Genomic DNA, 15,314 nt, shown 5'->3' with positions numbered 1-15,314 from the left:
CTCAGCCAAATCCAGCCCCGCCGGCGTTCGAGGCGCGGGCCCCTGGGGCTCAGCCCCAGGGGCCCGCCCGCCGGGGCCAGGCTTCCGCCGGGGCGTAACGGGGCCGGCGGGACTCGTAGAATCGGGGGATCATGGCCTACCTCGACCACGCCGCCACCACCCCGATGCTGCCGGAGGCCGCCGCGGCGATGACCGCGCAGTTCTCCGCCACGGGGAACGCGTCCTCCCTGCACGCCGCCGGCCGCCGGGCCCGCCGTACCGTCGAGGAGGCCCGCGAGGCCTTCGCCGAGGCGATCGGCGCGCGCCCGAGCGAGGTGGTCTTCACCGCCGGCGGTACCGAGGCCGACAACCTCGCCGTCAAGGGCCTGTACTGGGCCCGGCGCGACGCCGACCCCGCCCGGACCAGGGTCCTCGCCAGCCCCGTCGAGCACCACGCCGTGCTCGACGCCGTCCACTGGCTCGCCGAGCACGAGGGCGCGCGGGTCGAGTACCTGCCGGTGGACCACTACGGCCGAGTGCACCCGGATGCCTTCCGCGAGGCCGTCGAGCGCAACCCCGACGACGTGGCCCTGGCCACCGTCATGTGGGCCAACAACGAGATCGGCACCGTCTTGCCGGTCCGTGAACTGGCCGCCATCGCCGGTGAGTACGGGATCCCGCTGCACTCCGACGCCGTCCAGGCCTTCGGACAGCTCGACGTCCACTTCGGCGACAGCGGCCTCGCCGCCATGACCGTCAGCGGCCACAAGGTCGGCGGCCCCTACGGCATCGGCGCCCTGCTCCTCGGCCGCGACCAGACCCCCGTACCCGTCCTGCACGGCGGCGGTCAGGAGCGGCACGTCCGCTCCGGGACCCTCGACGTGCCGGCCATCGCCTCCTTCGCGGTGGCGTCCGTACTCGCCGCCGAGCGGCAGGAGCAGTTCGCCACGGAGATCGGCGCGCTGCGCGACGAACTCGTCGCCGCCGTCCGCGCGGCCGTACCGGACGCCGTCCTCGGGGGAGACCCCGACGACCGGCTCCCGGCCAACGCCCACTTCAGCTTCCCCGGCTGCGAGGGCGACTCCCTGCTGCTCCTGCTCGACGCCCAGGGCATCGAATGCTCCACCGGCTCCGCCTGCACCGCCGGCGTGGCCCAGCCCAGCCACGTCCTGCTGGCCACCGGTACCGACCCGAAGCTGGCCCGGGGCACCCTGCGCTTCTCCCTGGGCCACACCTCCACCAAGGAGGACGTGGCGGCCCTTGCGGCAGCCATCGGCCCGGCCGTCGAACGCGCCCGCACGGCCGGCCTCAGCTAGTGCTGTGACCGGCAAGGTTCACCGGGTCACGACACCAGGGCCTGCTGCACGAGGGTCATGTACCGGTTCCAGTCCCAATGGGGCCCGGGATCCGTGTGGTCGGCGCCCGGGACCTCGGAGTGGCCCAGGATGTGTTTGCGGTCGGGGGGTATGCCGTAGCGGCGGCAGATGTCGGCCGCCAGCCGGGCCGAGGTCGCGTACATCGTGTCCGTGAAGTCCTTCGGCCGGTCCACGTAGCCCACGTGCTCGATGCCGATGCTGCGCTCGTTCATCGAGCGGCTCCCGGAGTGGAAGGCCACGTCCAGCTCGCGCACCATCTGCTCCACATGGCCGTCCCCACGCACTATGTAGTGCGCCGACGCCTTGTGCCACGGGTTCCTGAAGGCGTCCACCGAGGACTCGAAGCCGCCCTGCGTGACGTGCACGACGATCCGGTCCACCCGGTAGTCGTCCGGCCGGTCCGCCAGCCGCCAGTTCGCCGGCGAGGCCGCGGTCCAGCTCGCGCCCGCGTGGTCGATCTCGCCTTCCTTGCGCGGCTTGTCCACCCCCGGCACCAGCCACCAGGCCCGGCCGATCTCCTCCCGGCCGACGATCGCCGCCACCGTGAAGATCCCGAGCCCGCCGAACAGCACCGCCCTGCGGGTCCTGCCCGGCGGCTTCTTCCCCTCGTCGCCCTGCTTCGCCATGTGATCCACCCCCCACAGCCGATAACGCGCTGTGACCCCTTGCGGTTCCCCGTACCCTGGACGGTGCTATGACTGAGAACCTGCCGCGCACCTCCCGCCCCCTTCGCGTCCTGGCCGCCATGTCCGGTGGCGTGGACTCCGCCGTCGCCGCCGCCCGCGCGGTCGAAGCCGGGCACGACGTGACCGGCGTCCACCTGGCGCTCTCCGCGAACCCGCAGTCCTTCCGGACCGGCGCCCGAGGCTGCTGCACCATCGAAGACTCCCGCGACGCCCGCCGCGCCGCCGACGTCATCGGCATCCCCTTCTACGTCTGGGACCTCGCCGAGCGCTTCCGCGAGGACGTGGTCGAGGACTTCATCTCCGAGTACGAGGCGGGGCGGACCCCGAACCCCTGCCTGCGCTGCAACGAGAAGATCAAGTTCGCGGCGCTGCTCGACAAGGCCCTCGCCCTCGGCTTCGACGCCGTCTGCACCGGCCACTACGCCACCGTCGTCCTCAACGAGGACGGCTCCCGCGAGCTGCACCGCGCCTCCGACATGGCCAAGGACCAGTCGTACGTCCTCGGCGTCCTCGACGAGAAGCAGCTCGCCCACGCGCTCTTCCCCCTCGGCGACACCCTCACCACCAAGGACGAGATCCGCGCCGAGGCGGAGCGCCGCGGACTGGCCGTCGCGAAGAAGCCCGACAGCCACGACATCTGCTTCATCGCCGACGGCGACACCCAGGGCTTCCTCGCGAACCGCCTCGGCAAGGCGGAGGGCGACATCGTCGACGAGGCGACCGGCGAGAAGGTCGGCACCCACGACGGCGCGTTCGGCTTCACCATCGGCCAGCGCAAGGGCCTGCGGATCGGCCACCCGGCCCCCGACGGCAAGCCGCGCTACGTCCTCGACATCTCCCCGGTGAACAACACCGTCACCGTCGGCCCCGCGGAAGCCCTGGACGTCACCGCCCTGACCGCGATCCGCCCCCGCTGGTGCGGTTCCACCGCCGCCGCGCCGGGCACCTACACCGCGCAGCTGCGCGCCCACGGCGGCGAGACCGAGGTCTTCGCCGAGCTCGTGGACGGCGAGCTGCGCGTCTCCTTCAGCGAGCCGGTCCGCGGCGTGGCCCCCGGCCAGGCGATCGTGCTCTACGACGGCACGCGCGTGGTCGGCTCCGCCACCATCGCCACGACCACCCGGGCCACGGCCGCCTCCGTGTAGCGAGGAGTCAGACCACCGTCAGGACGATCTTGCCGGTGGTCCGGCCCTGCTCGCCGAGCTCGTGGGCCTTCGCGGCCTGTGCCAGCGGCAGCACCGTGTCGATGACAGGGCGCAGCCGCCCCTCCTCGACCAGGGCCGCGATCTGCACCAGGCCCCGGTAGTCGGGCTCCACCAGCGTCCAGCCGGTGTGCACGCCGTCCGCCCCGTCCGGCACGCCGTCCGGGGAGGGCAGGGTCACCAGGTGTCCGCCGGGCTTGAGCACCTTCAGCGAGTGCTGCCCGTTGTCCCCGCCGAGCGAGTCGATCACCACGTCCACGTCGGACACCGCTTCGGTGAAGTCCGTGGTGCGGTAGTCGATCACCTCGTCGGCGCCCAGCTCGCGCAGCAGCTCGTGCTTGCCCGCGCTCGCGGTGCCGATCACGTACGCGCCCCGGGCCTTGGCGATCTGCACGGCCAGGTGGCCGACCCCGCCGGCCGCGGCGTGCACCAGCACGCGCTGCCCGGCGGTGACGCCGGCCGTGTCCACCAGCGCCTGCCAGGCGGTCAGCGCCGCCAGCGGCAGCGCGGCAGCCTGCACGTGGTCCAGGGAGGCGGGCTTGCGGGCGAAGTGCCGGGCCGGGCCCACCACGTACTCGGCGTAGCCGCCGGCCTGGCGCGGGAAGTGCGGCATCCCGTACACCTCGTCGCCCGGCGCGTACAGGGTCACGCCGGGGCCGACCGCCTCGACGGTGCCCGAGACGTCCCAGCCGACGATCGGGGTCTCGCCCCAGGCGATCAGGGCGCCACTGGCCCGCGTCTTCCAGTCGACCGGGTTCACGCCGGCAGCGTGGACGCGCACCAGGATCTCGTTCAGGCCCGGCTCGGGCCGCTCGATCTCCCGCTCGACCAGGGTCTCGGGGCCGCCCCACTCGCTCACGACGACAGCACGCATTTCTTCTTCTCCTCGAACGGTTTCCGCAGCTCCCGGTCGGTTCCGACCGCTGATGTGCCTCCAGCATCGGCCGGGCGCGGCGGTCGTGGTGTTGGCCGGATGGCCACTATGTGACAGGATCTGGCCATGGGTGAAATGAGCACGGCAGGGACGACGGCGACCGACGCGAAGGGCCGGCACCGGATCGCGGTGCTCGCCCTGCCCGGCTTCCCGCCGTTCGAGCTGGGGATCCCCTCCCGGGTCTTCGGCAGCGCCGTGGACGAGGACGGCGCGGACCTGTACGAGGTCGTCGTCTGCACCGCCGACGGCGGCCCGGTGCTGAGCGACTCCGGGTTCACCCTCCAGCCCGCCGCCGGGCCCGAGGCCCTCGCCGCCGCCGACACCGTGATCATCCCGCCCACCCACGCCATGCCCGAGCTGGCCCGCGGGGGGCCGCTGCCGCCCGAGGTCGCGGCGGCCATCGCCGGCATCCGGCCCGGCACCCGCCTGGTCTCGATCTGCACCGGCTCCTACGTCCTCGCCGCCGCAGGACTCCTCGACGACCGCCCCGCGACGACCCACTGGAACCTCGCCCCCGAGTTCCGCAGGGCCTACCCGCGGGTCCTCCTCGACGAAGAGGTCCTCTTCGTCGACGACGGCGACATCCTGACCTCCGCCGGGGTCTCCGCCGGCGTCGACCTCTGCCTGCACCTGATCCGCCGCGACCACGGAGCCGCCGTCACCAACCGCGCCGCCCGCATGTGCGTCGTACCGCCCTGGCGCGACGGCGGGCAGGCCCAGTACATCGACCGGCCCGTCCCGGAGCCCACCGTCGCCACCACCACGACCACCCGCGCCTGGGCCCTGGAGCACCTCGCCGAACCGCTGACCCTCGCCGAGCTCGCCGCCCACGCGCGGATGAGCCTGCGCACCTTCACCCGCCGCTTCCGCGACGAGGTAGGCGTGACCCCGGTCCAGTGGCTGACCGCCCAACGCCTGGAGATCGCTCGGAACCTGCTGGAATCCAGCGACCTCCCCGTCGACCTGGTGGCCCACCGCTCCGGCTTCGGCTCCGCCAACTCCCTTCGAGCCCACATGCGTTCGACGATCGGTATCTCGCCAATCGCCTACCGTCGTACCTTCAACCGCCCCAACAGCACTGTCCTGACGCACAATTGAGTGTTCGTCACCTCTGAGTGATACTTCGTGATCCGCCGGGCGGGCTGCGCCCCGCGGGCGATCACCGTTGACCCAGGGGGAATCGACGTGCGAATACATCGCAAACGGCGGACGGGGGCGGCCGCGACGGCCGCCGTCGCCACCATCGCGCTCGCGGCGGGCCTGACCGTACCCGCCTCGGCCGCGCCCACACCCGGCCCGTCCGGCGCCGGGCAGCGCAACCAGACCGCCCGGCAGGGCCTGACCCACCTCACCCTCATCACCGGCGACCGGGTCACCGTCGACGCCGCGGGCCGCCCCGTCGGCTTCCGGCCCGCCCCGGGACGCGAGAAGACGCCCGTCTCGGTGGAGCGCAGCGGCGACCGGACCAGCCTCGTCCCGGCGGACGCCCAACGTCTGATCGACACCGGCCGGCTCGACCCGCGCCTCTTCGACATCACCGAGCTCGGCAGGGCCGCGTCCCGCGGGGCCCGCGGGGACCGGCTCAAGCTGATCGTCCGCTACGAGGCAGGCGCGGCCCCCGCGGCCAAGTCCGCTCTGCGCGCGGCGGGCGGCCTCCAGGTGGACCGTACGTACGCCTTCCTCGACGCCGAGGCCGTCAGCGCGAGCCCCGACCGGGCGGCGGCCGTCTGGACCGCCCTCACCGGCGCCCAGGCCCGCGGCGCCGCCCCCACCACCACCCCCGGCATCGCCACCGTCTGGCTGGACGGCGTACGCACCGCCGACCTCGACAAGAGCACCCGGCAGATCGGCGCCGACCAGGCCTGGAACGCCGGCTACGACGGCACCGGAGTCAAGATCGCCGTCCTCGACACCGGCGTCGACGCCGGCCACCCCGACCTCGCCGGGCAGATCGTCTCCGAACAGAACTTCTCCTCCGCCGCCGACGCGAAGGACCGGCACGGGCACGGCACCCACGTCGCCTCCATCGCCGCCGGCACGGGCGCCAAGTCGGGCGGCGCGTTCAAGGGCGTCGCACCCGGCGCCAAGGTGCTGAGCGGCAAGGTCCTCGACGACCACGGCTCCGGCGACGACTCCGGCATCCTCGCCGGCATCGAATGGGCCGCCGCTCAGGGCGCCCACGTCGTCAACCTCAGCCTCGGCGGCGCCGACACCCCCGGCATCGACCCGCTCGAAGCGGCCGTGAACAAGCTGAGCGCCGACCGGGGCGTGCTGTTCGCCATCGCGGCGGGCAACAGCGGCCGCTCCGGCCGCGGCAGCATCAGCTCCCCGGGCAGCGCGGACGCCGCGCTCACCGTCGGCGCGGTCAACGACGACGACGCCATCGCCGACTTCTCCAGCGTCGGCCCCCGCATCGGCGACGGCGCGATCAAGCCGGACGTCACCGCCCCGGGCGTGGACATCACGGCGGCCGCCGCCGACGGCAGCGCCCTCGGAGGCCAAGGCCAGAACCCGGACGGCTACATCACCCTCTCCGGCACCTCGATGGCCGCCCCGCACGCCGCGGGCGCCGCCGCGCTGCTCAAGCAGCAGCACCCGCAGTGGACCGGAACCGAGCTCAAGGGTGTCCTCGCGGGGTCCGCGAAGCCCCGCCGGGGCGGGGCGTACGAGCAGGGCGGCGGCCGGATCGCCGTCGACAACGCGCTGCGCCTGGAGCTCGTCGCCGAACCGGGCTCGCTGGTCTTCGCCGGCCGGCAGTGGCCGCACGACGACGACACCCCGGAGAAGAAGCAGCTCGCCTACCGCAACCTGGGCACCGCCCCGGTCACCCTCGAACTGGCCGCGACCGTCACCGACCCCGACGACAAGCCCGCCCCGGCCGGCATGGTCACCTTCGACGCGCCCCGGGTGACCGTCCCGGCGGGCGGCACCGCCTCCGTCGGCGTCATCGTCGACACCCGACTGGGCACCCAGGTGGACGGCACCTACACCGCGTACGTGGTGGCCACCGGCCCGGCCGGGCAGAGCGTCCGCACCGCCGTGGCCATCGAGCGCGAGGCCGAGTCGTACAACCTGACCCTCAAGCACCTCGGGCGGGACGGAAAGCCCGCCACGGCCTACGGCTCCGCCCTCCGGGGCCTGACGGCCGGCGCCGCGGGCAGGCGCTTCGCGTGGAGCCCGGCCTCCGGTCAGGACACCCTGCGGGTGCCCGTGGGCGGCTACCTGCTCAACACGAACATCCTCGTCGACCCGAACGACTTCACCCGGGGGATCGACTGGATCGCCCAACCCTGGCTGGAGGTCACCGGTGACGGCACGGTGACCCTCGACGCGCGCACCACCAAGCCGGTGGACATCACCGTGCCGTCGCGGACGGCCTCCATGCAGTTCGCCATGCCCCTCTACACCGTGGTCACGGAGGACTCGGGGCACGGCTTCGGCTGGTGGCTCGACTCCTACACCGGCCTGCGCACCCGACAGCAGGGCCCGGACGTACCCGCGGGCACCACCCTGTTCCAGCAGTGGGACGCGCACTGGACGGACGGCGAGACGGAGGAATACCACGCCACCCTCGGAGGCCCCGTCACGCGCCTGGCCACCGGATACAAGCGGCAGCTGAAGGCGGCCCAACTGGCCACGGTCGTGGTGGAGCAGGGCGCTTCGGTGCCCGGCAAGACGGGCATGGTCCTGGCGATCGGCTCCCTGCCGGGCGCGACCGGCGGCAGCTCGCTGTCCCGCAACAGGGCCCTGCCGGGCACGACGAAGCTCCACCTGTCGGCGGTGGACGGGGCGAAGTGGGCGATCAGCACCTCACAGTCCGGCGACGTGGACGAGAACGGCTTCCCGCGCGACGAGACGCAGTACGACACCGGCGCCCCGCGCACCTTCCAGGCCGGCCGCACCTACCGGGAACGCTTCAACGCCGGGGTCTTCGGTCCGCGCGTCGACACCGCGGCGGGGCTCGGCCTCTACCGCCAGGGCGACGAGCTGTGGGGGACGCTGCCGCTGCTCGCGGACGGCGCCGGACACGAAGGCTCCGACTACTTCACCAAGGGCCGGACGGTCCTCTACCGCAACGGCGTGCAGGTAGGCAGCGACGACGCGGAACTCGCCCTGGCGTCGCGCTTCACCGTCCCGGCGGCCACGGGCTCGTACAAGCTGGTCACCTCCACCACCCGGTCGGACACGGTCTCCCGCATCTCCTCGAAGGTGACCGCCACCTGGTGGTTCCGCTCGAAGACCACGCCCGCCGACCCCGAGGCACCGACGTCGATCCCGCTGTCCGCCGTCCGCTTCACCCCCGACCTGTCCCTGGCCGGCACCTCCCCGGCGGGCCGGACCGTCCGCGTCCCGGTCACCGTCCAGGGCGCGGCCGCGAAGACCCTCACGGTCCAGGTCTCGTACGACGACGGCTACACCTGGAGCACCGTCCCGGTCCGGTCCGGTGCGGTGACGGTCAAGAACCCCGCGAAGGGCGGGAACGTCTCCCTCCGCGGCACGACGACCGACGGCTCGGGCAACAAGTCCGAGATCACGATCATCCGGGCCTGGCTCGCGGACTGACACCCGCGAGCGTCCAGGCCCCGTACGGCGCGGCCCCCCGGGCGACCACCCGGGGGGCCGCGCCCCCGCGCGGCGGAATGCGAGCATGGGCCCATGGCTACTCACCTGATCACCGGTGCCGGATCCGGCATCGGCGCCGCCGTCGCGGCCCGACTGCACGCCCGCGGCGACGACCTCGTACTCCTCGCCCGGGACGCCGCCCGGGGCAAGCAGCTCGTCGAGCGCTACCCCGGCGCGCGGGCGCTCGTGGGCGATCTCGCCGATCCGGACCGGCTCTCCTGGGCCTTCTCCAAGCAGCCGATCCCCGAGCGCATCGACTCCCTCCTCCACATCGCCGGGATCGTCGACCTCGGCCCCGTCGGTGACCTGCGGCCCAAGACCTGGCACCAGCAGCTCAACGTCAACCTGATCGCCCCCGCCGAGGTCACCCGGCTCCTGCTGCCGACCCTGCGCGCCTCCAAGGCCACCATCGTCTTCGTGAACTCCGGCGCCGGCCTCACCGCCCACGCCGACTGGAGCGCGTACGCCGCCTCCAAGCACGGGCTGAAGGCCCTCGCCGACTCGCTGCGCGCGGAGGAGAAGGCCAACGGCATCCGCGTCACCTCCGTGTACCCGGGCCGGACCGCCAGCCCCATGCAGGCCAAGGTGCACTCCCAGGAGGGCAAGGAATACGACCCCACCGCCTGGATCGACCCCGAGTCGGTGGCGACCACCATCGTCATGGCCGTCGACCTGCCCCGCGACGCCGAGGTCAACGACCTGACCGTCAGGCCCGGACGATGAGCGCGAGCGCCACCGGCGTCGGTTCGCTGCCCGGCGGCGACGCCCGAGAGGCGGCCAAGACCGTCACCGGTTCCTTCGAGGAGTTCCCGTACCTCCCCGAGCTGCCCGCCCGCGGGCCGGGCGCGGACATGATCGGCCGGTCCCTCGGACTGCTCGTCGAGATGTACGCGCACGTCGAGCCCAGCGGCTGGCGGATCAGCGACCGCCCGGGCCGGGACACGCGGCGGGCCCGGTCCTGGCTCGGGGAGGACCTGGACGCGCTGGAGGAGTTCACCCAGGGATACACCGGCAAGCTCAAGGTCCAGGCCGTCGGGCCCTGGACGCTGGCCGCCGCCCTGGAGCTGCACGGCGGCGAGGCCATGCTCCAGGACGCCGGCGCCTGCCGTGACCTGGCCGGATCGCTGGCCGAGGGGCTGCGCGAGCACCTGGCCGACGTACGCAAGCGGATCCCCGGCGCCGACATCGTGCTGCAGTTCGACGAGCCCTCGCTGACCGCAGTACTGCTCGGGCGGGTGCGGTCGGCGAGCGGGTACCGGACGTACCGAGCCGTCGACCGGCAGGTCGTCGAGGGCACCCTGCGCGACCTGTTCGCCGTCCACGACGGGGACGTGATCGTGCACTCCTGCGCGCCCGAGGTGCCGTTCGGACTGCTGCGGCGAGCGGGCGCCACGGGCGTGTCGTTCGATTTCTCCCTGCTCACCGAGCGCGAGGATGACGCCATCGGGGAGGCCGTCGAAGGCGGTGCGAAACTCTTCGCCGGAGTGGTGCCGGGCACCGACGGTCCGTTGTCAGACCCTGCCGGTAGCGTCATGGGTGTCAGGAAGCTTTGGCGCAGGCTGGGGCTGGCCCCGGGGACTCTGGCGGAGTCGGTCGTGGTCACCCCGTCGTGCGGTCTGGCGGGCGCTTCACCCGCCTACGCCCGCGCGGTGCAGGCGCATTGCGTCAGGGCGGCGAGGTCGCTCGCCGACAACCCTGAGTGACGGTCGAGACGGGGCACGGGAGGACACGGCATGGCAGCCGAACAGCAGGACACGGCAGTACCGACGGCGGTGCGTGAGCAGCACCAGCTGCTGGCCGAGCAGGTCGAGGAGCACCGCTTCCGGTACTACGTGAACGACCAGCCGGTCGTCAGCGACGCCGAGTTCGACAAGCTGCTGCGCTCGCTGGAGGCGCTGGAGGAGCAGTACCCCGAGCTGCGCACGCCCGACTCGCCCACCCAGAAGGTGGCCGGGGCGTACCAGACCGACTTCGCCTCGGTCGAGCACCGGGAGCGAATGCTCTCCCTCGACAACGCCTTCGACGAGGAGGAACTGTCCGCCTGGGCCGAGCGGGTGGCCCGGGACGTGAACACCCCGGACTTCCACTACCTGTGCGAGCTGAAGGTGGACGGCCTCGCCGTCAACCTCACCTACGAGAACGGCCGCCTCACCCGCGCCGCCACCCGCGGCGACGGCCGCACCGGCGAGGACATCACGCCCAACGTCCGTACCATCGCCGAGATCCCCGACCGGTTGAAGGGCGACCGCATCCCGGCCCTGGTGGAGATCCGCGGCGAGGTCTACTTCCCGATGGAGAAGTTCGAGGAGCTCAACGCCCGGCTCGTCGAGACCGAGGGCAAGCCCTTCGCCAACCCGCGCAACGCCGCGGCCGGTTCGCTCCGCCAGAAGGACCCCAAGGTCACCGCGAGCCGCCCGCTGCACATGGTGGTCCACGGCATCGGCGCCCGCGAGGGCTTCGAGATCGAGCGCCAGTCGCAGGCGTACGAACTGCTCCACGAGTGGGGCCTGCCCACGGCCCAGCACAACAAGGTGGTCTCCTCGCTCGCCGAAGTCCGCGAGTTCATCGCGTACTTCGGGGAGAACCGGCACTCGGTGGAGCACGAGATCGACGGCGTGGTCGTCAAGCTCGACGAGGTCGCCCTCCAGGGCAGGCTCGGCTCCACGGCGCGCGCCCCGCGCTGGGCGATCGCCTGGAAGTACGCCCCCGAGGAGGTCAACACCAAGCTGATCAACATCAGGGTCGGTGTCGGCCGCACCGGGCGCGTGACCCCGTACGCGCAGGTGGAGCCGGTGACGGTGGCCGGTTCGGAGGTCGAGTTCGCGACCCTGCACAACCAGGAGGTCGTCAAGGCCAAGGGCGTGCTCATCGGGGACACCGTCGTCCTGCGCAAGGCGGGCGACGTCATCCCCGAGATCCTCGGGCCCGTGGTGGACCTGCGGGACGGCAGCGAGCGGGAGTTCGTGATGCCGGCCGAATGCCCCGAGTGCGGGACGGAACTGCGTCCGATGAAGGAGGGGGACATCGACGTCCGGTGTCCCAACGGGCAGACCTGCCCGGCCCAGTTGCGCGAGCGGCTCTTCTACCTCGGTGGTCGGCAGAGCCTGGACATCGAGAACTTCGGCATGGTCGCGGCGGCCGCGCTGACCGGCCCGCTGGAGCCGGCCGAGCCCCCGATGCTGGACGAGGGAGACCTGTTCGGCCTCACGATCGAGGACCTCCTGCCCATCAAGGCGTACGTGCTGGACCCGGACAGCGGACTGCCCAAGCGGGACCCGAAGACGGGCGCGGAGAAGATCGTCACGGTTTTCGCAAACCAGAAGGGCGAGCCCAAGAAGAACGCCCTGGCGATGCTGGAGAACATCGCGGCCGCCAAGGACCGCCCGCTCGCCCGGATCATCAACGGCCTGTCGATCCGTCACGTCGGTCCGGTCGCGGCCGAGGCGCTCGCCCGCGAGTTCCGGTCGATCGAGCGCATCGAACAGGCCACCGAGGAGGAGCTGACCGCCACCGACGGGGTCGGCGCGATCATCGCGGCCTCCCTCAAGGAATGGTTCGCCGTCGACTGGCACCAGGAAATCCTGCGCAAGTGGCGGGAGGCCGGGGTCCGGATGGAGGAGGAAGGTTCCGCCGAGGAGACCGGTCCGCGCCCGCTGGAGGGACTGACCGTCGTCGTCACGGGCACTTTGCAGAGCCACACCAGGGACGGCGCCAAGGAGGCGCTGCAGAGCCGCGGCGCGAAGGTGACCGGATCCGTGTCGAAGAAGACCTCCTTCGTCGTCGTCGGAGACAATCCCGGCTCCAAGTACGACAAGGCCGTGCAGTTGAAGCTTTCCATCCTCGACGACGCCGGGTTCGCGGTACTGCTGGAGCAGGGGCCGGACGCGGCGCGCGAGGCGGCCCTCCCGGTGGACGGCGCGGCCGCGACGGAGTAGTCGCGGGGCGGCCGCGGAGTAGCGAAGGCGAACGGATGCGTGGCGTGCGGCCGCCCGGGCGGGCGCACGCCAGGCGCGACCGACGGTGGTGAACGGCCGGTACAAGGCTGGTCGCAGGGCGGTGACCTGTCGGATCATCGGATGGGTGACCAGGGGGGTCCTGGTCCAAACTCACCCGTTCGGCGGATACCGTACTGATGAGGATGGCTGGGTCGCATTCGGGCAACCACTGCCGACGGCTGCCCCTGGGAGCCTCCCGCGTCCTACTGTTGAGGGGTGCGCCTGTCGTGCACGGCAGCGGGATGCGATTCCGGCCGTGATGGCATGACATCGGGGCCATCGCGTGACATCGGCATCGCCGGCTGTGAGAGGGACGGGCATGAAACCCACCGAAAGCGCCGACCCGTCACCTGAATTCGGCGGGGCACTCCCGTCCATGCGGGCGGGCCGGCTCGGTGTCCTGGGTGCCAGGACACCGGAGACCCGACCGCTCGACACGGGTGCGGGCGGACCGGGGCGGGGCAACGTGCTGCCCTTCCTCGTCGTGGGACTCTCCGCAGTGGTCCTCGTCGCGGGCATCGTCTCCGCGCTGAGCAGCAGTCAGGCGCTGTTCCCCGGCGGCTCGGTCGGCTGGGCGCTCGCCCTGCTCACCGGCATCATCGTCGGCCACCTCGTCGCACTCGGCCGTGACCGCTGGTGGGGCGGCACCGGGTCCGGCGCCGCGCTCACCCTCGGCGTCCTCATCCTCTACGGGTGGGTTCCGGCCGGACTGGTCTCCCTCGCCGTGGTCACTCTGGTCGGGGCCGCCCGCCGGCACCGGTGGCGGCAGGGGCTGCTGCACGGCTCCGTGGACGTCCTCGGCATCGGCGCGGGAGCCCTCGTGCTCTCCGCCTTCGGCGAGCAGCCGTCCGTCGAGACCCCCTGGAAGCCCACCAGCTGGGGGCTGGAGGCGGTGCCCGAGGTGGTCCTCGTCGCCCTCGCCTACCTGCTCGTCACCCGGGTCCTGCTGTGGATCGCGCTCGCCCCGCGCGGCGGCGGCCTGCCCACCGTCGCCCGCACCGCCCTGCTGCGCCAGGCCCTGGTCGCCGTGGCGCTGCTCGGCATCGCGCCCCTGATCTGCGCCGTCGCCGTCACGCAGCCGGTGCTGCTGCCGCTGTTCGCCGTACCGCTGATCGCATTGGACTCCACCCTGTGGATCGCCCGGGCGCGCGCCGAGGAGCAGCTGCGGGACCCGCTGACCGGGCTGCCGAACCGGCAGTGGCTGCTGGAGCGGGCCTGGACCGCCCTGGACGAGGCTGAACGTTTGGGCACCCGGGCAGCTCTTGTGTTGATCGACCTGGACCGCTTCCGCGCCGTCAACGACACCCTGGGCCACCTCGCGGGCGACCGGCTGCTCCTCCAGATCGCCGAGCGGCTGCGCCAGGCGCTGCCCGAGGACGCCGAGGCGGCCCGGCTCGGCGGCGACGAGTTCGCCGTCCTGCTGCCCGTCGCCGACTCCACCACCAGCGCCCAGCGCATCGCCCGCCACCTGGTGGCCGAGCTCAGCTCCCCCCTCGACCTGGACGGCCTCACGCTCGTCCTGGAGGCCAGCGCCGGCCTCGCCGTCTTCCCCGACCACGCGCTGGACGCGGAGGGGCTGCTGCGGCGTGCGGACGTCGCGATGTACCAGGCGAAGCGCGACCGCACGGGTGTGGAGGTGTACGAGTCCAAGCGGGACAGCAACACGCCCGACCGCCTCGGCCTCCTCGGCGATCTGCGGCGGGCGCTCGACGCGGGCGAGGTGGAACTCCACTACCAGCCGAAGGTCCGCTTCGACGGTCAGGTGGCCGGGCTCGAAGCCCTGGTCCGCTGGGTCCACCCGGAACGCGGCCGCGTACCCCCCGACGAGTTCATCGCCATTGCCGAGACCTCCGGGCTGATGCCGCACCTGACGGAGTACGTCCTGGAGACGGCCCTGGCACAGGTCGCGAGGTGGCGGGCGCAGGGCCTGAAGGTGCCGGTCGCCGTCAACGTCTCGCCGCGCGACGTCCACACTCCGGGCTTCGCGGGCGCGGTGGCCGCGCGGCTGGCCCGGCACGGGGTCCCGGCGAGCGGGCTCCAGCTCGAAATAACGGAACACGTCCTGCTGGAGGACCCCCAGCGGGCGGCCGACACCATGGCGGGCCTGACCGGCCACGGCGTGAAGATGTCCCTGGACGACTTCGGCACCGGCTACTCCTCCCTGGTCCACCTGCGGCGCCTGCCGGTCAGCGAGCTGAAGATCGACCGCTCCTTCGTGGGCCGGCTCGCGGTGGACGCGCAGGACGCGGAGATCGTCCGCTGCACGGTGGACCTGGCCCACTCCCTAGGGCTGCTGGTCGTCGCCGAGGGCGTGGAGGACGACGAGACCTGGGAACGCCTTCGTGACCTGGGCTGCGACGCGGTGCAGGGGTGGCTGGTCGCCGCCGCGATGCCGCCGCAGGAAGCCACGGCGTGGCTGCTCGCCCGCGGCGAGCGCGGCTGGCGCCGCCCGGCCGACATCACGGCCGAACTGGCCGCCGCCGAAGCCGAAGCCGGCTGAGCCGGCCGGGCGCGCGGGC

General features: G+C 72.8%; 10 protein-coding genes. 8 read left to right on the top strand and 2 right to left on the bottom strand.

Features of this window, described 5'->3' with window-relative positions:
* The first annotated feature begins 131 nt into the window (after positions 1–131).
* Positions 132–1,295 carry a cysteine desulfurase family protein gene (locus ACFV9H_RS17785; protein WP_385398845.1) on the top strand — a complete coding sequence of 388 codons (1,164 nt, stop codon included), beginning with the start codon at positions 132–134 and terminating at the stop codon, positions 1,293–1,295.
* Positions 1,296–1,321: 26 nt separating this feature from the next.
* Here ACFV9H_RS17785 and ACFV9H_RS17780 read toward each other — a convergent pair whose 3' ends face one another.
* On the bottom strand, positions 1,322–1,981 hold the full coding sequence (locus tag ACFV9H_RS17780; RefSeq protein WP_385398842.1) for an N-acetylmuramoyl-L-alanine amidase: 660 nt from the start codon (positions 1,979–1,981) through the stop codon (positions 1,322–1,324).
* A gap of 68 nt (positions 1,982–2,049) precedes the next feature.
* On the opposite strand from ACFV9H_RS17780, the gene mnmA reads away from it, so the two are divergent.
* Entirely contained in the window at positions 2,050–3,186 is a 1,137-nt protein-coding gene (gene mnmA, locus ACFV9H_RS17775; protein ID WP_385398840.1) for a tRNA 2-thiouridine(34) synthase MnmA, read from the top strand.
* Between the two features lie 7 nt (positions 3,187–3,193).
* On the opposite strand, the gene ACFV9H_RS17770 is transcribed toward mnmA, so the two are convergent.
* On the bottom strand, positions 3,194–4,117 hold the full coding sequence (locus ACFV9H_RS17770; RefSeq protein ID WP_385398837.1) for an NADP-dependent oxidoreductase: 924 nt from the start codon (positions 4,115–4,117) through the stop codon (positions 3,194–3,196).
* A 126-nt stretch (positions 4,118–4,243) separates the two neighbouring features.
* Between ACFV9H_RS17770 and ACFV9H_RS17765 the strand changes: the two genes are divergently transcribed.
* The 6 genes from ACFV9H_RS17765 to ACFV9H_RS17740 all read left to right on the top strand — a co-directional run bounded on the left by ACFV9H_RS17765 (position 4,244) and on the right by ACFV9H_RS17740 (position 15,295).
* On the top strand, positions 4,244–5,275 hold the full coding sequence (locus tag ACFV9H_RS17765) for a GlxA family transcriptional regulator (RefSeq protein ID WP_385398834.1): 1,032 nt from the start codon (positions 4,244–4,246) through the stop codon (positions 5,273–5,275).
* Positions 5,276–5,362: 87 nt separating this feature from the next.
* Complete coding sequence (locus ACFV9H_RS17760) at positions 5,363–8,740, top strand: S8 family serine peptidase (protein ID WP_385398831.1); 3,378 nt, start codon at positions 5,363–5,365, stop codon at positions 8,738–8,740.
* 93 nt (positions 8,741–8,833) lie between these two features.
* Positions 8,834–9,523 (top strand): SDR family oxidoreductase, encoded by a 690-nt coding sequence (locus ACFV9H_RS17755; RefSeq protein ID WP_385398828.1) that lies wholly within the window; start codon positions 8,834–8,836, stop codon positions 9,521–9,523.
* Positions 9,520–10,503: a methionine synthase gene (locus ACFV9H_RS17750; protein WP_385398825.1), complete on the top strand. Its 984-nt coding sequence runs from the start codon at positions 9,520–9,522 to the stop codon at positions 10,501–10,503. The genes ACFV9H_RS17755 and ACFV9H_RS17750 overlap by 4 nt, the downstream gene beginning before the upstream one ends.
* Positions 10,504–10,533: 30 nt before the next feature.
* Positions 10,534–12,735, top strand: coding sequence for an NAD-dependent DNA ligase LigA (ligA, locus tag ACFV9H_RS17745; protein ID WP_385398823.1), 2,202 nt, complete (start codon positions 10,534–10,536; stop codon positions 12,733–12,735).
* Between the two features lie 379 nt (positions 12,736–13,114).
* Positions 13,115–15,295, top strand: coding sequence for a putative bifunctional diguanylate cyclase/phosphodiesterase (locus tag ACFV9H_RS17740; protein ID WP_385398821.1), 2,181 nt, complete (start codon positions 13,115–13,117; stop codon positions 15,293–15,295).
* Positions 15,296–15,314: the final 19 nt, after the last annotated feature.

The organism is Streptomyces sp. NPDC059874 (assembly GCF_042731135.1).
Classification (GTDB): domain Bacteria; phylum Actinomycetota; class Actinomycetes; order Streptomycetales; family Streptomycetaceae; genus Streptomyces.
This window is presented reverse-complemented; position numbering and strand designations above follow the sequence as displayed.

Coding starts and splice junctions, on each gene's coding strand:
- ACFV9H_RS17770 (WP_385398837.1), bottom strand. CDS start 4,117: ATGCGTGCTGTCGTCGTGAGCGAGTGGGGCGGCCCCGAGACCCTGGTC.
- ACFV9H_RS17765 (WP_385398834.1), top strand. CDS start 4,244: ATGGGTGAAATGAGCACGGCAGGGACGACGGCGACCGACGCGAAGGGC.
- ACFV9H_RS17785 (WP_385398845.1), top strand. CDS start 132: ATGGCCTACCTCGACCACGCCGCCACCACCCCGATGCTGCCGGAGGCC.
- ACFV9H_RS17780 (WP_385398842.1), bottom strand. CDS start 1,981: ATGGCGAAGCAGGGCGACGAGGGGAAGAAGCCGCCGGGCAGGACCCGC.
- mnmA (WP_385398840.1), top strand. CDS start 2,050: ATGACTGAGAACCTGCCGCGCACCTCCCGCCCCCTTCGCGTCCTGGCC.
- ligA (WP_385398823.1), top strand. CDS start 10,534: ATGGCAGCCGAACAGCAGGACACGGCAGTACCGACGGCGGTGCGTGAG.
- ACFV9H_RS17740 (WP_385398821.1), top strand. CDS start 13,115: ATGAAACCCACCGAAAGCGCCGACCCGTCACCTGAATTCGGCGGGGCA.
- ACFV9H_RS17755 (WP_385398828.1), top strand. CDS start 8,834: ATGGCTACTCACCTGATCACCGGTGCCGGATCCGGCATCGGCGCCGCC.
- ACFV9H_RS17750 (WP_385398825.1), top strand. CDS start 9,520: ATGAGCGCGAGCGCCACCGGCGTCGGTTCGCTGCCCGGCGGCGACGCC.